This window comes from Flavobacterium sp., assembly GCF_046153165.1.
GTDB lineage: Bacteria > Bacteroidota > Bacteroidia > Flavobacteriales > Flavobacteriaceae > Flavobacterium.
Map to the genome: position 1 here is coordinate 32,036 of NZ_JBJXEN010000001.1, position 18,454 is coordinate 50,489.

The 18,454-nt window shown below is 28.2% G+C and carries 16 protein-coding genes; 1 reads left to right on the top strand and 15 read right to left on the bottom strand.

Features of this window, described 5'->3' with window-relative positions:
* Positions 1 to 116: 116 nt before the first annotated feature.
* Genes ACKVOV_RS00155 through ACKVOV_RS00185 form a run of 7 tightly spaced genes read right to left on the bottom strand, consistent with a single transcriptional unit; the run spans position 117 to position 7,337 of the window.
* Positions 117 to 1,043 (bottom strand): hypothetical protein, encoded by a 927-nt coding sequence (locus ACKVOV_RS00155; RefSeq protein ID WP_409204765.1) that lies wholly within the window; start codon positions 1,041 to 1,043, stop codon positions 117 to 119.
* A 4-nt stretch (positions 1,044 to 1,047) separates the two neighbouring features.
* The gene (locus ACKVOV_RS00160) at positions 1,048 to 2,484 is read right to left on the bottom strand and encodes an MBOAT family O-acyltransferase (RefSeq protein ID WP_409204766.1); all 1,437 of its coding nucleotides are present in this window, start codon (positions 2,482 to 2,484) and stop codon (positions 1,048 to 1,050) included.
* A 15-nt stretch (positions 2,485 to 2,499) separates the two neighbouring features.
* The gene (locus ACKVOV_RS00165) at positions 2,500 to 3,531 is read right to left on the bottom strand and encodes a hypothetical protein (protein WP_409204767.1); all 1,032 of its coding nucleotides are present in this window, start codon (positions 3,529 to 3,531) and stop codon (positions 2,500 to 2,502) included.
* Positions 3,531 to 4,382 (bottom strand): class I SAM-dependent methyltransferase, encoded by an 852-nt coding sequence (locus ACKVOV_RS00170; protein WP_409204768.1) that lies wholly within the window; start codon positions 4,380 to 4,382, stop codon positions 3,531 to 3,533. The genes ACKVOV_RS00165 and ACKVOV_RS00170 overlap by 1 nt, the downstream gene beginning before the upstream one ends.
* Positions 4,379 to 5,200 carry a TIGR04325 family methyltransferase gene (locus tag ACKVOV_RS00175; RefSeq protein ID WP_409204769.1) on the bottom strand — a complete coding sequence of 274 codons (822 nt, stop codon included), beginning with the start codon at positions 5,198 to 5,200 and terminating at the stop codon, positions 4,379 to 4,381. Before ACKVOV_RS00175 ends, ACKVOV_RS00170 begins: the two co-directional genes overlap by 4 nt.
* A gap of 11 nt (positions 5,201 to 5,211) precedes the next feature.
* Positions 5,212 to 6,468, bottom strand: coding sequence for a polysaccharide ABC transporter ATP-binding protein (locus ACKVOV_RS00180; protein WP_409204770.1), 1,257 nt, complete (start codon positions 6,466 to 6,468; stop codon positions 5,212 to 5,214).
* Entirely contained in the window at positions 6,468 to 7,337 is an 870-nt protein-coding gene (locus tag ACKVOV_RS00185) for an ABC transporter permease (protein ID WP_409204771.1), read from the bottom strand. Before ACKVOV_RS00185 ends, ACKVOV_RS00180 begins: the two co-directional genes overlap by 1 nt.
* Positions 7,338 to 7,456: 119 nt before the next feature.
* On the opposite strand from ACKVOV_RS00185, the gene ACKVOV_RS00190 reads away from it, so the two are divergent.
* On the top strand, positions 7,457 to 8,191 hold the full coding sequence (locus ACKVOV_RS00190) for a tyrosine-protein phosphatase (RefSeq protein WP_409204772.1): 735 nt from the start codon (positions 7,457 to 7,459) through the stop codon (positions 8,189 to 8,191).
* A 31-nt stretch (positions 8,192 to 8,222) separates the two neighbouring features.
* Here the strand turns inward: ACKVOV_RS00190 and ACKVOV_RS00195 are convergent, their stop codons facing one another.
* The 8 genes from ACKVOV_RS00195 to ACKVOV_RS00230 all read right to left on the bottom strand — a co-directional run bounded on the left by ACKVOV_RS00195 (position 8,223) and on the right by ACKVOV_RS00230 (position 18,440).
* Positions 8,223 to 10,577, bottom strand: a complete 2,355-nt coding sequence (locus tag ACKVOV_RS00195; RefSeq protein WP_409204773.1) for a GumC family protein — start codon at positions 10,575 to 10,577, stop codon at positions 8,223 to 8,225.
* Between the two features lie 8 nt (positions 10,578 to 10,585).
* Positions 10,586 to 11,383, bottom strand: coding sequence for a polysaccharide biosynthesis/export family protein (locus ACKVOV_RS00200; protein ID WP_409204774.1), 798 nt, complete (start codon positions 11,381 to 11,383; stop codon positions 10,586 to 10,588).
* 61 nt (positions 11,384 to 11,444) lie between these two features.
* Positions 11,445 to 13,361, bottom strand: a complete 1,917-nt coding sequence (locus ACKVOV_RS00205) for a polysaccharide biosynthesis protein (RefSeq protein ID WP_409204775.1) — start codon at positions 13,359 to 13,361, stop codon at positions 11,445 to 11,447.
* 160 nt (positions 13,362 to 13,521) lie between these two features.
* Positions 13,522 to 14,658 (bottom strand): DegT/DnrJ/EryC1/StrS family aminotransferase, encoded by a 1,137-nt coding sequence (locus ACKVOV_RS00210; RefSeq protein WP_409204776.1) that lies wholly within the window; start codon positions 14,656 to 14,658, stop codon positions 13,522 to 13,524.
* On the bottom strand, positions 14,651 to 15,268 hold the full coding sequence (locus ACKVOV_RS00215) for an acetyltransferase (RefSeq protein WP_409204777.1): 618 nt from the start codon (positions 15,266 to 15,268) through the stop codon (positions 14,651 to 14,653). The genes ACKVOV_RS00210 and ACKVOV_RS00215 overlap by 8 nt, the downstream gene beginning before the upstream one ends.
* A complete protein-coding gene (locus tag ACKVOV_RS00220; RefSeq protein ID WP_409204778.1) occupies positions 15,258 to 15,860 on the bottom strand; it encodes a sugar transferase in 603 nt (200 codons plus the stop codon). Before ACKVOV_RS00220 ends, ACKVOV_RS00215 begins: the two co-directional genes overlap by 11 nt.
* Before the next feature lie 39 nt (positions 15,861 to 15,899).
* A complete protein-coding gene (locus tag ACKVOV_RS00225; protein ID WP_409204779.1) occupies positions 15,900 to 17,054 on the bottom strand; it encodes a glycosyltransferase family 4 protein in 1,155 nt (384 codons plus the stop codon).
* A 75-nt stretch (positions 17,055 to 17,129) separates the two neighbouring features.
* Positions 17,130 to 18,440, bottom strand: coding sequence for a hypothetical protein (locus ACKVOV_RS00230; protein WP_409204780.1), 1,311 nt, complete (start codon positions 18,438 to 18,440; stop codon positions 17,130 to 17,132).
* Positions 18,441 to 18,454 lie beyond the last annotated feature (14 nt).

Sequence of the window (18,454 nt, forward strand, 5' to 3'; positions counted from 1 at the left end):
CAAAACTAATACTAACTTTTTAGATATAGCATTTGTTCTAATACAAATATTGACTTATTTTTACTTTTGTCTCACTTTATTTATATTTTTTTGAAATGAGAATAAAAAAAATTATTTTAAAACATAATCTTCTTGTTTTTTAAAATCATAACCAATTTATTTGTTCTTTCATTTCTACCTTTTTTGTTTAAGTGATATACTGTATCATAGAAAAAACCATCTGTAAACAAAAAATCCGTGGGCTTATTTAAAATTGGAATAGTAAGATTATTTTTCAAATCAGATTCTAGTTGAGTTATTGCTTTTCTATTATTTACATATTCAGATTTTAGAAAATCAGGAAATAAATAATATACTCTTACATTCTTTTTTTTTGCATAGTTATCAAACTCATTAATTTGATCAATTCCTTCCCAATATTTGTACTCAAAATATTCTTTCCCACTTAATTCTTTGGCATTTGTTCTATCCAAATGAGCAATTACATCACCATATTTATTAAAAGCTTCTCTAGAATAGACTTTTATCTCAGTGTTTTTATTTTCTATCTCTACACTTTTAAACAAACCTTTATATTTTACATTTGTGTTTTCTAAATAAATATTAAAATCATCAAATAAGTTACTAGAATAATATAGTTCAGCTTGCTTGTAAAAATTACTTGTTTTTTTCTTTAATCTATAATCTCCATTTTTTTCTAAAAAATATTCTGGGGATAGTAATACAACATCTCCTTCCTTTATAGAATGTTTAAGTTCTTCCAACATGAAGGATAATCCTAAACTAGCATGAAGACCTAAATTAACTACAGGGATAGAAAACTCTTTTTCTAGTTTTCCACTATCAATTCCAAATGCTAGATTAGAACCCCCAGTTAATATTAGTTTCGGAGATTTTATTTTTTCAATTCTGCTATGTTTATCAATAATAGCAGCTGTATAATTCGACAATTTTTCATTCTTCTTTTCAGATAAATTAATCCCTAGAATGGCAATAAAAATAATTCCAAAAAAACAAAGTGATTTATATATAAATTTATTCATAATTTTAAAATTGAAAATAAATAAACTGTTGTTCTTTTCTATAAAAATAAAAAATGGAAGCAACTATGATAAAATAGAATAGCCATCTTAAAGGGGTAACCCATTTTAAACCCAAATTTGCAATTGCAAACTGCTTTTCTCTACCTAACCATTCAATAGTCATAAAAACAAACAATAATAAAAATAGCATTTTTGGAAACAATGTTGGTTTTGAAAATAATGATTGAGAAAATATTCCAGAAATATAATTAATTGCATGAGACAAATCTTCGGCTCTAAAGAAAATCCAAGCAAATACAGTTAAACTAAACGTGATACTTATCGAAATTAAATCTTTAACCGATGGTAAATATTTTCCTTGTGCAACAATATCAAGATTTGTCCTATTGGTTTTAAAAATAATAGAAGGCATTATATATAATGCATTTAGAAAACCCCAAATAATAAAAGTCCAGTTTGCACCATGCCAAAAACCACTTACAATAAATATTATAAATGTGTTTCTAACTTTTATCCAGGTACCACCCTTACTGCCTCCAAGTGGAATATATAAATAATCTCTGAACCAAGTTGAAAGTGAAATGTGCCAACGTCTCCAAAATTCTGCTATATCTCTAGAAAAATAAGGAAAAGCAAAATTTCGTAACAAATCTATTCCAAAAAGCTTTGCTGTACCAATAGCGATGTCTGAATAACCTGAAAAATCGCCGTAAATTTGAAACGTAAAAAATATTGCACCTAAAACAAGTGTACTTCCAGAATATTCTCCTGAATTGTTAAATATTAAGTTTGCATACTTTGCACATTGGTCAGCGATTACAATTTTTTTAAATAATCCCCATAAAATTTGTCGTAATCCATCGACAGCAACTGTATAATTAAATATTCTCTTTTTTTGAATTTGTGGTAAAAGATGTGTTGCACGCTCGATTGGTCCAGCAACTAGCAATGGAAAAAAACTAACAAAAACTGAATAGTCTATAAATTTTTTTTCTGCTTTTATCTTATTATTATAAATATCTATTACATAAGATAATCCGTGGAATGTGTAGAAAGAAATACCAACAGGCAAAATAACTTTTAATGTCCAAGGATTTATTTGCAACCCAAAATTAGAAATTGCTTCTGCAAAAGAAGTAGCAAAAAAATTATAATATTTAAAAATTGCCAGAAATCCAAGATTTATAGAGATACTTAACCAAAACCAAAACTTTTTTGATTTTTGATTATTAGCATCTGACATTTTTATTCCAGTATAATAATCTAAAAAAGTTGAGAAAATAAGTAAAAATAAAAATCTCCAATCCCAACAAGCATAAAAAAAATAGCTTGAAACTAATAGTAACGCGTTTTGCCATTTTAAACTTTTGTTAGTTACAAACCAGTAAAGAATAAAAACTATTGGTAAAAATATGGCGAAATTTATTGAATTAAAAAGCATTATTGTAATTGTCGTTTAGGCATAAATTTTACGAATTAGGTTTCTTACTTTAAAAGGGATTTTACTGAAATCTAAAGAAATAATCTTATTTTTTGATATTCTAAAAAAAACAGTTTGTTCTTCTAGTAAAACTAAAAGCAATTTTTTAGACAATGATTTTGTTCGTATATAAACTTCTTTTTTAATTTCTAATAACTGATTAAACTTAATAATATTATTCCAGTAATCGTTATAAATTTCATTTATTCCTTCTTGATTTCTAACCTGATTTGCTTTAAATCCATTTGTTGCCCATCGTTTTTTAAGAAACTTATTGTGATGGAAATGATAAAAAATAATTCTTTCTCCGTTAGAATAAAAAAGATTGTCTTTTTTTGTGATTGCATAATTATTCAAATTCCAAGAGGCCAAACCACTAACATTATCATTTAAGACTTTAATATTTGGAGTATATTTTTGTTCCCAATTGTCTAAATATTTTTGATCTGCAAATCTATCATTTTCAATATCTATTTCATCTTTGCACCAATCGATACATTGTTTTCTCCATAATTCTAAGCAAGAAATTCCAACTTGGTCATTTTTAAATATCTGGAAACTCACATTGTTTTTACCACTTTTCTCTTTGTATTTTATTTCTTGAGAAAATTTGTGTGGTGTAATTATTATTGAATATTTATTTAAATCGAATAATGTATTTGGGGAAGCATAAAATTTGATATCGGCATCTAATGAACATATATGAGGTATTGCATATTTTTTCAGCAAAAATAAAGGCAAACAAGGACTCAGTGTAAAATAATATTCGATAGTGCTTCTGTTTTCCTTACAAGCAAAAAGCTCTTGGTCTTCTTTTTCGACATCATTTAATGTCAATACTGTTATTTCGGGATATTGGATTTTATTTTTATTAAAATACTCAATTGTAAAATCGTCTAAGCACAAAATATACAATTCGAATTTAGAAGTATATTTTTGCAAAGATTCTATTAAAACCAATCCGCGAGAAAGGTAGTTTTTATCAAAAAATGTAGTGAAATGTAGCATTATTTTTTAATACATTCTATAAATAATGAATCGGGTTTTCTTACAACATTGTCTTTTCCGTCAATTTTATACTCTGCCCAATTGTTTATATAGCTCGAAAAAGCGTCTCTAACTTCAATCTTAAAACCTCCTTTATGAGTAAGTAAACTAGTTAATGAATATCTGTCGTACATCCACTGGTGAATTTCTCCACCTAATCTAAATGAACCAATAGCAATATGATCAAGATTTATATCTAAAAATTTAATTATTTTATTTTTAGTTACTTTTTTTAATTTATTTATAATTCTAGTAATAATACTTGGTGTGTTTTTCTTTTCTGAAGATTGCACTTGTTTGTTACTATTCTTGGCATTAAGGAAATTATTTCTCATTACTCTACCTTGGTCTCCTATTCTTTGAATAACAAAATCTTCATTTATCATATTGTCCTGACGGACATATTTTTTCATATTACCGCCACTAGTATTCCTTACCGTTTGATCATACATTTCGATCTTCATCCATTCGTAATTGGCGCGTATTAACTCATCGTTAGGATTTGAGATTCCTTGTTCTAAAAAATCTAAATATTTTTTAGCAATTATTTCTAAATCAGGAATAGCAATTCTTAAAACTCCATTTGGTTTAAGAACTCTAAAACATTCAGATATTAGGTTTTCTCCATCTTCTTTAGAAAAATGTTCCAACACGTGAGAATGATAAACAAGATCAAAACTATTATCTTCAAAAGGTATTCCCTGCAATAAATTATGTGCAATAACTCCTTCGTAAGATGAAACGAAATCTAAATTTACCCATTCTCTTTCTTTTGAAAAATAATCTCCGCAACCTAAATTTAAGTATTTCATTTATTTATCTTTAATATCATTCCAGTCCATTCTGCTTTTTTATTGTTTATTATAGCATCCTGAGTAAAACTATTATTTATTTCTGCAATAAAAATATAATTTTTAAATTTTTTTATTAATTTTTCTTTATTAAAAAACCAAGCTGGATAACTTGCTTTATAGATACTTTCTGGAACATTCTGAATGGTCAAAATATCTTCATCTGAATCTATAAATGCCGTCCTATCTATAATAATATATTCAATTTGTAAGTTATTAAATTTTTCAATCCATTGATTTGGATTTTCCAAATATTGCAATACGCTACTCAATAGCAAAACATTAGGTTTACTATTTTGTGTACATTCCTCGATTGTGTGATAAAACTTTAGTTGTTCATTTTCAAAATTTTGTTTGCCACAATCCACAAAATGAACTTGTTCTACAATATTCCACTCTAATTTTTTTAAACCCGACAAAAAAACTTTGTTTTGATAATATGTACTTCCTAAACTTCCTCCAAAATCTAATACACAAAGTTCGTTATTGTTTTCTATTGTTGCTTTTTGTAATCCTGCTAGCAAACCCCAACTGTACTGAATTTTGTCAAATAACACACTATCTCTTTCGTAAACTGCTTCTTTATTTTTTACTTTTAACAATGCGTTTTTACATTTTTCTAAAATAATATCCGAATCATAACCCGAGCAGTTTAACTGTGCTTCTTCCCAAGATGCAAAATCACCAGCCCAAATTCCTACTTTTTCTTTTTTTGGAACTATTTTTCTATAGATTAAAATAAATATAGGTGGAACAAAGTGTATTAATTTAATTTTCATAATATACTTTTTTAGATAGCAATCTTATTTACTATCCATGATAATTTAGGCCTTATAATTCCTTCTACTTTTCCTTGCCATCCTAGTTCTTCTATATGGTTTTCTACTTCAATTTCTAAAATATCTTCATATTTAGCTAGAAAAGAAATATAATCTTTAGAAACTCCTATTGTTAATTTATATAAAGCATTATTAAGTAAATTTTTTGGTACAATACAAGTTACTTCTAGGATTCCTTTTTTTACATTAAATGTTTTTGTAAAACTATTAAATACTAATGCTTCTTCATCGTTCTTTACAAACAATTCAATTGCAATTCCTGAAATATCATTTTTAAAATCGAAAATTAAATTTAAATGAATATCATCATTTATAGCAATAAAACTTGTGCCTTCATTATTTTTATATGAAATTTCATTTAGTGTAAAATATTCATTTTTAAAATCAAAAATTTTTGAAGTATTATTCTGATTATAGAGTTTTTTATATTCATTTATTATAATATCTGTAGCTGACATATTTTGCATGATTCCATTACTCAATAATATAGAATTATTACATAATAATTTAACGCTTGCCATATTATGACTTACAAACAAAACTGTTCGTCCTTCTCCTTTGCTTATGTCTCCCATTTTGCCAAGGCATTTTTTCTGAAATTCAGCATCTCCCACGGCAAGAACCTCATCTACAATAAGAATTTCACTCTCTAAATGTGCTGCCACAGCAAACGCCAAACGAACATACATTCCTGAAGAATACCTTTTTACAGGAGTATCAACATATCTTTCGACCCCAGAAAAATCGATAATCTCATCGAGTTTTCTAGTAATCTCTTTTTTTCTCATTCCTAGAATGGCTCCGTTGAGATAAATATTTTCTCTTCCAGATAATTCTGGGTGAAATCCTGTTCCTACTTCTAGCAAACTAGCTATTCTTCCTTTGACCTTAATATTTCCGGTTGTAGGACTGGTTACTCTAGATAATAATTTGAGTAACGTACTTTTTCCCGCTCCATTCTTTCCAATTATCCCTACTGCATCTCCTTGATTTATTTCGAAATTAAGGTCTTTTAGAGACCAAACTATATCACTACTTCCTTTTGTACCTCGATCATTAGTCTCTCCAATTTTGAGAAAAGGGTCTTCTTTTCCTAGAATTTTAGTTGTAACAAAACGTTCTAAATCTCTCGAAATAGTTCCTGTTCCTATTTGTCCTATTTGATAGGCTTTAGATAAATTTTCTACTTTTATAACTGGTTTACTCATTAAATCGTATCTACAAAGTTTTTTTCAGTTTTGTTAAAAATCAAAATTCCTAAAAACAATACAATAACAGTAATTGTTGCGGAATATCCTAGACTGAAAAATGAAAATTCTCCTTTTCCAAGAAATGCAAAACGAAAAGCTTCTATTATTCCCGTCATTGGATTTAGCTCAATTATAGATTTATATTTTTCTGGCGCAGCACTTAGCGGATAAATAACCGTTGTTCCATACATTAGTAATGAAACTCCAAAAGTAATTAGAAACGTTAAATCTTTATATTTAGTGGTTACTGCTGTAATAATTAATCCTAATCCTAATCCTAATAATGCCATTAGTAAAACCAAAAGCGGGAAAAAAGCAATGGCATAAGTTACATGAAAACTAGTCCCGCTAGCAGGAAACATTGCGAAATAGATCATCATTATAATTAATAACAATAACTGCACACCAAATCTAACTAAATTACTAACTACTATACTTAACGGCATGATTAATCTAGGAAAATATACTTTACCAAATATATTGGCATTATCTTTAAATACAGTGCTTGTCTTTGTTAAACAATCTGAAAAGTAATTCCAAGAAGTGATTCCTGTTAGGTAAAAAAGTTGTTGTGGCAAACCATCTGTACTTATTCCTGCTAAATTTCCAAAAACAAATGTAAAAACAATGGTTGTAAAAATAGGTTGTATAAAAAACCACAGTGGTCCTAAAATAGTTTGTTTATAAAAACTAACAAAATCTCTTTTTACAAACATAAATAACAAATCACGATAACGCCAAATATCTTGAAAATTTATATCAAAAAGTGAAGTTGAGCCTTTTATAATTAAATCCCAATCCTCTGAGTTTCCTTCTTCTTTAATCATCTAAATCAATTTCTTTTATAACAAACCCTAATTTACAAATGTAAATATTTTAAGCTTAATTTAATATTAATTTTAGCAATTATAACTACTTTTGTAGTCCAAATATAAACTCACCTACATTGATTTTTTTTAATAAACACAAAGCCATACTCAAAGACTTAATCCCTGATAATCATATCGATATACATTCGCATTTATTGCCTGGTATCGATGATGGCGCACAGACTATTAATGATTCTATTTTTTTAATTAATGAATTAAAAAATATGGGCGTTTCTAAATTCATCACAACTCCACATATTTTTAGTGGGTTTTGGGATAATACAAAAGAAAAAATTGAAACTCTTAAAACCGAAACAATTTCTAATCTGGCATCAAATAACATAAATTTACCCATATCTGCTGCTGCTGAATATTTGATGGATGATCATTTTGTTTCATTATTCAAAAAAGGAGAAATTTTGACATTAAGGGATAATTATGTATTAGTAGAAATGTCTTATTTAAACCCTCCAATACAATTGTATGATATTATTTTTGATTTGCAAGTTGCTGGATACAAGCCTGTACTTGCTCATCCGGAGCGTTATTTATTTTATCATAACAATTTTAATGAATATTTAAAATTAAAAAATGCTGGTTGCTTATTCCAATTAAATTTACTCTCAGCTGTTAGTTATTATGGTGAAGAAGTTGCTGAAGCTGCAAAAAAATTACTTTCTAAAGGGTTAATCGATTTTGTAGGATCTGATGTGCATCATAAAAAACATATTGAATCTTTTGATAAAAAATTGGTATTAAAAGATTTACAACCTCTTAAAGAAGCAATCGCAAATAATCAATTTTTCTTATAAAAAAAGAGAGGCAAATGCCTCTCTTTTTTATTTATCCAAGTATTGAAAAACTAAAAATTTTCTTATACCAAGGTTTTTTAACTTCTTCTTGCCCGTAGCCATAACCATAGCCATTTTTTGTATCTGTATCATTTAACAAAACACACATATTAGGAAGTTTACCTTCTTTATATAGTGACTCTGGTGTTCTCAAAAATGCTTTGTCTAGATAATTTGCACGAACAACATATACAAAAGTATCGGCATTTTTGGAGATTAATAAGGTATCTGTTACTAAACTTACAGGAGCAGTATCTACAACTATATAATCATATTCTGATTTTAGCTGTTCGAACATAGATTCAACTTTTTTACTCATTAGCAATTCGGCTGGATTAGGTGGAATTATACCAGCTGGAAGAATATCAAATTTCTCATAGCCTTTTTGTTTAACTATAAAATCGCTAATACTAGCATCCTTAGTTGACAAGAAATTTGTCAATCCTCTAGAAGGTAATTTAACATATTCATCTAACTTAGGATTTCTAATATCCATACCAATAAGTAATACTTTTTTGCCTGATATTGCAATTGTTGCAGCAAGGTTAATTGCGATAAATGTTTTCCCTTCTTTAGGCAATGTGGATGTTAAGAATATAGTTTTGGCTTTTTCTTTTTCTACATCATTTAATATAAACTCTAAATTGGTTCTAATAATTCGAATAGCTTCGGCAGAACTTGTACGACTATTAGATTGAATAATCTCATTATGAGAATCAGAATGTGGAACATCGCCTATAAAAGGTATTGATAAATTGCTGTCAATATCTTGTTTATTTTTAACTTTAGTATCAAGTAAGTCTAATATATAAATAATTGAAAAAGGGATTAATAATCCTAGTATCAACGAAACTAAATAAATTAGACTTCTTTTAGGTGATATAGGCGTATCCGAAGAATAGGCGTAATCTACAACTTTAGATATTGGCGCTGTTGCTGCTAGAGTTATTGCTGTTTCTTCTCTCTTTTTAAACAAATACAAATATAATTCCTCTTTAATTTGTTGTTGTCTAAAAATTCCTCTGAATTCTCTTTCTTGTCTTGGGATTTGAGAAATTCTTCCATTAACAATGTTTCCCTGATTAGCAATAGCATTGTTTTTTATTACTAATGAAGACCTTAGCTTATTTAAGCTTTCAGAAATACTTGATTTTAAAGAATTAATTTTATCATTAACTCTAATGACAATTGGATTTTCTGTCGTAGAACTTTTAAGGACTCTATTTCTTTCTATTACTAAATTATTATATTCCGCAATTAGAGAAGATGAATTATTATCATCAGGAACAATATTTGCAGGTATTATATCATTATTGTTATTACTTTTCAGAAAATCAATCATTATACCCACAACTTTAAGTTGCGTGCCTATTATGACCTCATCTTTTTTAGAGTCACTAGAGTTCTTAATATACAATTCTGCCTCAGTAGGAAGATCTGTAATACTATTCTTACTTTTATATTTTTCTACATCTTTTTCTACACCATCTAATTCCCCTGTAATAATTCCTAATCTTTCATTTATGAATCGAGCAGTTTTTTCAGAAATTAAATTTTTGTCAACTATAGCATCATTATTATAAATTACGACTAATTTATCCAAAAAATCCTCAGCTTTTTCTTTAACGGGATCTGTGAAAGAAATCTCTAAAACATTTGTGAATTTTGTTATATTTAATACGTCTAATTTACTTTTAAATTTATTTGTAGCCTTTTTTATAGATTCTAATCTTATAGTAATGTTATAATTTACATCTTCAGCATTCTCTTCATTTATATTTACAACATAATCTCCCAATTCTTTTGAAGATATTACCTGTCCAAAATTAAAATTACCTACATGACTATTATTGGCATTGAATAATTCGAACTTTTTTGTCGATAAAATTTTAACACTTAATATAGTATCCTTTTCGAAAAAATTTTTAATATTTCCTTTAAAATCAATAGCTACAGGATTTTCCCCATAAGATTCTGAAGACTTAATACGACCCTCTATAGCATATGATATATTAAACTTACCTTCTTTAATTGTTTTCTCAACCAATGATCTAGATTTTAAAACTTCTATTTCATCATCAAGATCTCTTTTTGCACCAGAAAACATTGATAAATCCTGAAATGCAGCAAGTTCAGAGGACATCCCTCCTGAATCTTCTCTTTTTATCAGTAATGTTGTTTGTGATTTGTATTCAGGAATTGAATATCTCAAGTATAATTTAGCTAAAAAGAAAAAGAAAAAAGCACTTAGCAAAAACCATTTCCAATGCACTAAATATTTAAATAATTGTTCTCGAAAATTTATAGCATTATCCTCCGCTAAATCAGTTATAGTATTATTTAACATTATAAAACTTAATTTTTATTTATTAACAATATTGATAAAACCGCAGATGAAATTAATGAGGCTACCGAAATCCAAATGGGAACATTTTGATTAAATCCTGTTGAAGTATTTGATTTTGCTTTGTTTGGTTCTACATAAAGTAAATCATTTTGGGATAAATAGTAATATGGAGAGTTTATAAAATCAGCTTTTGTAATATCTATTCTATTAAATGTTTTTTTATTATTTACCTCTCTTACTAAAATTATATTATCTCTTTTCCCGTAAATAGTTAAATCACCTGCTAAACTTAATGCTTCTGGCAATGTAATACGCTCACTAGCAATAGTAAAACTCCCAGGTCTCACTACTTCTCCTTGCACGGTAACTTTAAAATTTATAATACGTATATTTATTATAGCGTCATTAATATATTTTTTTAGTTTACTTTTAAGTAGGGAAATAATTTCTGCTTTTGTTTGCCCTCCAGTTTTTATTTCTCCTAAAACTGGAAACTGGATAAGCCCGTTAGCATCTACTAAGTATAATTGTTGTTGTCTTTGCCCTTGAGTTGTTTGTCCGATTGCTGTAGGCACTGAAATTGTTTCAAGGTTAAATGGTGCTGCAGCTTCAGGATCTGGTGTTGAAACTACAATCATTAACAAATCATCTGGTTGAATTTTTGATTCAAAATTATTTGTTATTTCCTGACTAGCAACTTGATTTATATTTTGATAATAAGCGATTTGTTTTTTGTTACCACACGATGTTATTAGTAATAAATTTAGTCCTAATAAAAAGTATATTAATAAATTTCTTTTTTTCATTGTTATATTTTTGAGTTCAAAGATACTTTTTTTATTAAAAATAGTTTGAATTCTGGTCTGTTTAGTTATCTAAAATTTCGAAAGTAGAATTCATGCTTTTAAATTCTGGTATTAGCATTTTCATTTTCGTCACTATCAAATTATTATCATAATCATTTGAAGCTTTAACGATTTCTAAAATTGCAATTTCTACTTCACTATGAATATCTATTATCTCTTGTGCAATCATAATTTTTTCGTGGTGCGTAGGCAATGTTTTCGAATTATCGTTTAACAACTCTTCATATAATTTCTCGCCTGGGCGCAATCCTACAATTTTAATTTTTATGTCCTTATCTGGCACAAAACCAGCTAAACGAATCATTTTTGTAGCTAAATCATATATTTTTACTGGCTTACCCATATCAAATATATATATCTCCCCTCCTTTTCCCATAGCTCCTGCTTCCAGAACCAATTGACAAGCTTCTGGAATAGTCATAAAATAACGAATAATCTCTTCATGAGTTATCGTTATTGGTCCTCCTTCTGCAATTTGTTTAGAAAATAGTGGTACTACAGACCCATTAGATCCTAATACATTTCCAAAACGTGTAGTTATAAATTTTGTTGTGTAAGAACCATTATTTTTTTTATCAAAATACAATGACTGAACATATTTCTCGGCAATTCGTTTACTTGCTCCCATTACATTACTAGGATTTACAGCCTTATCTGTAGAGACCATTACAAATTTTTCTGTCTCATACTTTAAAGCTAAATCGGCTAAATTTTTTGTTCCCATCACATTTACAAATATTGCTTGTGAAGGATTTTCTTCCATAAGTGGCACATGCTTGTAGGCAGCAGTGTGATATACTAAACTTGGCTTATATTGTCGAAATATTCGTTCTAGTCCCATTAAATCTCTTATATCTGCAACAAGGGAAACTAATTTGGTTTTTGAATTTAATTTTTGAATCTCTAACGTTAAATCATGCAAAGGTGTTTCTGCTTGATCTAAAATGACTAAAATTTCAGGATTAAAATCGATAATTTGTCTTACAATCTCACTTCCTATAGAACCAGCAGCTCCAGTAATTAAAATTGTTTTTCCTTTTATTTGAGAAGATATTAATTTGTTATCTAAAACGATTGGTTTTCTTTCTAATAAATCTTCTATTTGGAAACTCTTTATTTTTTTTGATATTTCTTTTTGATTCTCCCAATCCGATATTAAAGGAACAGTATATACTTTTAGATTAAATTCTAAACACTCATCTACAATAGCAATTTGCTCGTCTTTTGTAAGACCCTTGTCTGCAATTATTAATGCGTCTGCATTCATAGAACGCATGAGTACAGAAATTTTCTTTTTCTGATTTAAAATAGGTAAATCAAGAATCCTTTTTGAAGAATTTGAATTGTGCTTGTCTATAAATCCTAGCAACTTAAATCTCATTGGAATTTCGGAGATTAATGCATTAGAAACCGAAATCGCATTTGCGTCGGAACCGTAAACAATTGCTCTGACTAGCTTTTCACTTTGAATTCCTTTTAAATAAACTTCAAAAAATTGCTTCACTAGTACTCTATATAAGAACAATAGACAAAAAGAAACAATCATATTTATAACAAGTGCTGTTGTAATAAACAGACTATCTTTAAAATAGATAGAGAAAACAAAATTAAAAATAACTAAAACTATAAATGTAGAAACTTGTGAGAAAACAATCTTTATTGCATCTATAAAAGAAGAGTGTCTAATAATTCCTGAATAGGTTTTAAACCACCAAAAGAAGAAAATATTAGTTATAAAAAACAAAGCAATTTTATAACCCTCGTTATGAGATTTATAATATTGCAAACCTATACCTTTAAACAAATAATACGTTAAGAAACCTGATATAAAAATAGTTATAACATCAATAGATAATATCACCCATCTAGGTAAATAACCTAGATTTTTAATACTAAAACTTGACCTTGAACTATACATGAGAATCTGTTTTAAGACAGACTTTATTTTTGCTTTTTCTTCTATTTCCAAAGTAATTTTACTTTAAAACATATTACATTATACTTTTATTCAGGATAAAATCAATATTTTAAATCCCTTTCATTCTAGGCATTTATCTTTCAAAAAGTGTTGCAAAATACTAAAAAAATAGTTGAATTTCAGCAATTATTCTGTTTTTTTCTTCTTCTGTTAGATTTGAACCTGATGGTAAGCATAATCCTTTTTCAAATAACCCGTCAGAAATATTATTTCCATAGTATGGGTAAGATTCAAAAACAGGCTGTAAATGCATTGGTTTCCACAACGGACGGCTTTCAATATTAGCTTTTTCTAGAGCCAATCGAAAGCCTTCACTTGCTTTTCCATTTGTTTTTTCTGGATTTATAATGATAGCACTTAACCAATGGTTAGAAAAATAATTCAAATCAGGTTCGGTAAGAACCGTAACTCCATCAATATTTGCAAAAGTATCGACGTATAATTGATGCATATCTCTTCGCAGTCCAACATGCTTATCTAAAACTTGCATTTGCCCTCGACCAATTCCTGCACAAATATTACTCATTCGGTAATTATAACCTACTTCACTATGCTGATAATGCGGTGCATTGTCACGAGCTTGTGTGGCTAAAAAAACTGCTTTTTCTTTTATTTTTTCATTTTTTGTAACTAACGCTCCACCACCAGAAGTAGTTATGATTTTATTTCCATTGAATGACAAAACACTTATTTCTCCAAATGTTCCACATTTCTGTCCTTTGTATGAACTTCCTAATGCTTCGGCACTGTCTTCAAGAATTGGAATTTGATATTTACTTGATATTGCTTGAATTTCTTCGATTTTATAGGGCATTCCATAAAGATGTACTGCTATAATTGCTTTTGGTTTTTTACCTTTCGAAATCCTATCTAAAATAGCCTCTTCGAGAGTAATTGGACACATATTCCAAGTATCCTGTTCGCTATCTATAAAAACTGGTGTTGCACCTAGATACATAATAGGATTTGCAGATGCTGAAAATGTCATACTCTGACAAATAACTTCATCTCCAGCTTTAACTCCTAATAAAATTAATCCTAGGTGTAAAGCTCCTGTGCCAGAACTTAATGCAGCAACATGAGAATCTTGATCTATATATTTTGCTAAATCTTGTTCGAAACCAGTTACGTTTGGTCCAAGTGGCGCAACCCAATTTGTTTCAAATGCCTCATTAACAAAACTTTGTTCGTTTCCACCCATGTGTGGGGAAGAAAGCCATATTTTTTGACTATTCATTTTCATTTACTTTAATTATTCTGCCTGGATTACCTACAACTACTGAATAATCAGGCACATCTCTTATAACAACCGAACCAGCTCCAACAGTAACCCATTTTCCGATTTTTATTCCTTGTATCACGGTTGCACCTATACCTATTTGAGAACCTTCTCCAACCATAACTCCACCAGCTAAATATGCTTTTGGTGAAATGTGTACGAAATCACTAATAACACAATCATGTTCTACAAGAGCCCCTGTATTTACTATACAATGTTTACCTATTTTTGCATCTGGATTAATAATCACTCCTGCCATAACTACACTTCCATCACCAATAAATACACTCTTTGAAATTATAGATTTTGGATGAATAGCAATTACAAAATTAGTATTTAATTTACTAGCTAATTCTCTCCTAACTCTATTATTTCCAATAGACAAAATCATATTTTGAGCCCTTGAAAAATCAAATTTAATTGAGTTTAAAATACTAAATCCAAGAATGGTCTTTAATTTTGGCGCATCATCAATAATAGTCTTTATACTTTGTTCATTTGATTGCAAAATATCAATAACGACTTTACAATGTCCGCTTGCGCCATATAATATTATATTATTCTCCATCGAATGGTTCTATTGTTGCTGCATTTGCTGCATTTATACCTTCCTTTTTTATTACTTTTAATAGTGTTTTGAATAAAATTTTTACATCTATTAGAAATGAACAATTATCTACGTACCAAACATCATATTCAAATTTTTTGTCCCAAGATATGGCATTACGACCATTAACTTGTGCCCAACCTGTTATTCCTGGTTTTACTTCATGTCTCCTATTCTGAAAATCATTATACAAATGTAAATATTGTGTTAGCAATGGCCTTGGTCCAATAAGACTCATATCTCCTTTTATAATATTGATAAGTTGCGGGATCTCGTCGAGTGATGTTTTACGAATAAAAGACCCAATAGATGTAAGTCTTTCTTCATCTGAAAGTAATTTCCCATCGCTATCTTTCTCATTGGTCATGGTTTTGAATTTTACAATTTTGAAAATTTTCCCATTTTTGCCTGGTCTATTTTGAAAAAAGAAAGGATTCCCCCGGTTTGCTAGTGCCAACCCAATCATAACAATTAAAAAAAGAGGCAATAATAATATGAGTCCCAATAATGCAAAAATAAAATCTAATATGATTTTTAAATGGTTTTTGTACATGCGAAATTATTATGTTCTAAATTAAAACAAATTTATAATTTAAAATTGTTTTAATTCTTTATTTTTGAAAAATAGGTTACTAAAATAAGTTAACCATAATTTAGCCATAATTTCTTTTGAAAAATAATCTTCAGTATACTCTCTCCCTTTAATACCCATATTAATTCTTTCGTAAGGATTGTCAACTAAATATTTCATTTTCTCGTAAAGTGAATTTACATCTTGTGTAATATGTCTCAATCCAGTCACATTATCGACAATTGTATCTTGCAGTCCATAAGTATCACTACAAATAATTGGTTTCTGGCAAGCAGAAGCTTCAATAATACTCAATCCAAAAGCTTCTCTATGACTTGGAAGACAAAACACATCACATACTTGCACTGTCTTTTCAGGACAGTCAGTTGAACCATAAATATGATATTTGTCTTTTGATTTTTGACTTAATTGTTCTGTAACATTTTCTTCGTCAGGACCAACAATTAATAACTTTACATTAGAATAAACTTCAGTGAGCTTATCAAATGCTTTTACCAAATCGAAAATTCCTTTATCTCTATTTAATCTTCCCAAAAACATAAAAACAATATCATTTTCTTCATAATTTAATGATTTTCTTAGTTCTTCTCTAACTTGGTCATTTGGGGAAAATTTAACCAGATCGATTCCGCTTATGGTTCCTTTACCTAAAACTAACGAATTATTTTTTGCAATTATATTATTTTGAATTAAAAATTCCTGTTGTGGTAGTCCGTCTACTAAGATATTTGTACTTAGTGATACGACAAGTTTGTCTAGTAAAATTAAAAAATTTTTTAAAAAACCCTTTTTTGTGTGCCATACTTGACCTGTAAAAAAATGTATTCTGTGTTTTGTTTTAGCTATTTTTCCACTTATAATACCTATAAGTCCCGCTTTAGGAGTAAAAGTGGCTATAACATCAAATTTATTTTCTCTCAAATATTTGGTTAACAAAAATAAAGCTTTTAGATCTTCTAGAAGATTTATTTTTCTACATATTGGAATATGTTTTATTTCCTGCAAATATTGATTTGAATAATTAGGTAATTCTAAATCATTTAAGTTTGCTACTAAATACAACTCATATTGCTTTGATAAACTTTCAAAATGACTCTCTAAAAATGCTTTTGCAGTATATGGAGTTGAGACTATGAAACATATTTTTTTTTTCATATATAGACTACGCTTTTTTTATAATATGACATATTCATAAAAATAGTCTATTATTATAATAAGTGTATTATAAATTTATTTATTTTGTTCATTCAAAGATACTAACTCTAGTATATCTTCATAAATATTTTTTCTAATTATATCTAGATTAAATGTATTTTTAGAAAAATTATACATTTTAGTAGAATAGTCATCAATTATATTATTGTCTTGAATAATTTCTTGTAATCGAGTATATATATCATCATATGTATTTACAACTATTGCGGCTTTAGATTGTTTAAGAAAATTTATAGATGCTAATTCAATTGGACCAAATCCCATAACACAACTTCCGCTTTGGATGCAATCAACAATTTTTGTTGAAAATGAGTACTTTATTATATTAACATACTTCTTTTTAAAAGACTCAACGTGCAGTACAATATCAGCACTTTCTATAATTTTTTTTATCTCACTAAATGGAACCGCTCCTATAATTGAAGAGTATTTTGTATTAAGGCTAATATTCATTTCATTTGAAAGAGCAGTACCCGTATAAATTGACAATTGAAACTCGGTCTGACTTGTAGATACTTTTTCAATCGCTTTTGAAATTAAAGATAAAGCCCTCCATCTATCGTATAATAAATTCCCCGCATATACTATCTTAATTGGTTTTGAATGTAATTTCGGACTTGGAGGCAGTATAATTGCACCTTTATATAATACTTTAAATTCTTTTCCAAAAAGTTGTGAATAATAACTAGATAATTCTGGAGTAGCCGCATAATTTATCTCTGAAATTTTTATGTTTTTTCTTATCCAATACCTTAAAATTGATTGATATATTACACTTAATGGCCAAAAATTTTTATAGGTATAAATTTCATCCCCAAAAAAAAGAACCACTTTTGCTTTGGTTTGTTTATGACAATAATACAGCATTCTATGCCCATAAATTAAATTAGGGCAGTGCATGTGTATTATTTCAGGTACATTTTTTTTTAAAAAATTATTTAAATTAGTTTTACTTCGAAATCCAATTTTCCAAAACACTTCTCTTAAAAGTAATATAATTGTTGGTCTAATCCTTATTAGAAAAGACTTAATTTTCGACGCTTTTAAAATTTTTGGATTTGAATTAGTTTTGTTTTGTTTTAGATAATTAATCTCTGAACCCATCCCTTTTTTAGAAAAAAAAGAGTTTACAATATCTTTTTCACAAATTTTAAAATAAGTAGTACAGCAATCATTGTCTATTTCTTCATCTCTCAAATAAATATTCGACAATTTGGTTGGATCCCAATTACCAAAATGATTAGAAATTGTATTCCCCGTTGAATTCTGATCCGACCAAGCATTTACGGTTATAACCAATAATTTAGGTAAGTTTTTCTTATTCATATTATTACATTCAA

Coding starts and splice junctions, on each gene's coding strand:
- ACKVOV_RS00155 (WP_409204765.1), bottom strand. CDS start 1,043: ATGAATAAATTTATATATAAATCACTTTGTTTTTTTGGAATTATTTTT.
- ACKVOV_RS00160 (WP_409204766.1), bottom strand. CDS start 2,484: ATGCTTTTTAATTCAATAAATTTCGCCATATTTTTACCAATAGTTTTT.
- ACKVOV_RS00165 (WP_409204767.1), bottom strand. CDS start 3,531: ATGCTACATTTCACTACATTTTTTGATAAAAACTACCTTTCTCGCGGA.
- ACKVOV_RS00170 (WP_409204768.1), bottom strand. CDS start 4,382: ATGAAATACTTAAATTTAGGTTGCGGAGATTATTTTTCAAAAGAAAGA.
- ACKVOV_RS00175 (WP_409204769.1), bottom strand. CDS start 5,200: ATGAAAATTAAATTAATACACTTTGTTCCACCTATATTTATTTTAATC.
- ACKVOV_RS00180 (WP_409204770.1), bottom strand. CDS start 6,468: ATGAGTAAACCAGTTATAAAAGTAGAAAATTTATCTAAAGCCTATCAA.
- ACKVOV_RS00185 (WP_409204771.1), bottom strand. CDS start 7,337: ATGATTAAAGAAGAAGGAAACTCAGAGGATTGGGATTTAATTATAAAA.
- ACKVOV_RS00195 (WP_409204773.1), bottom strand. CDS start 10,577: ATGTTAAATAATACTATAACTGATTTAGCGGAGGATAATGCTATAAAT.
- ACKVOV_RS00200 (WP_409204774.1), bottom strand. CDS start 11,383: ATGAAAAAAAGAAATTTATTAATATACTTTTTATTAGGACTAAATTTA.
- ACKVOV_RS00205 (WP_409204775.1), bottom strand. CDS start 13,361: ATGTATAGTTCAAGGTCAAGTTTTAGTATTAAAAATCTAGGTTATTTA.
- ACKVOV_RS00210 (WP_409204776.1), bottom strand. CDS start 14,658: ATGAATAGTCAAAAAATATGGCTTTCTTCCCCACACATGGGTGGAAAC.
- ACKVOV_RS00215 (WP_409204777.1), bottom strand. CDS start 15,268: ATGGAGAATAATATAATATTATATGGCGCAAGCGGACATTGTAAAGTC.
- ACKVOV_RS00220 (WP_409204778.1), bottom strand. CDS start 15,860: ATGTACAAAAACCATTTAAAAATCATATTAGATTTTATTTTTGCATTA.
- ACKVOV_RS00225 (WP_409204779.1), bottom strand. CDS start 17,054: ATGAAAAAAAAAATATGTTTCATAGTCTCAACTCCATATACTGCAAAA.
- ACKVOV_RS00230 (WP_409204780.1), bottom strand. CDS start 18,440: ATGAATAAGAAAAACTTACCTAAATTATTGGTTATAACCGTAAATGCT.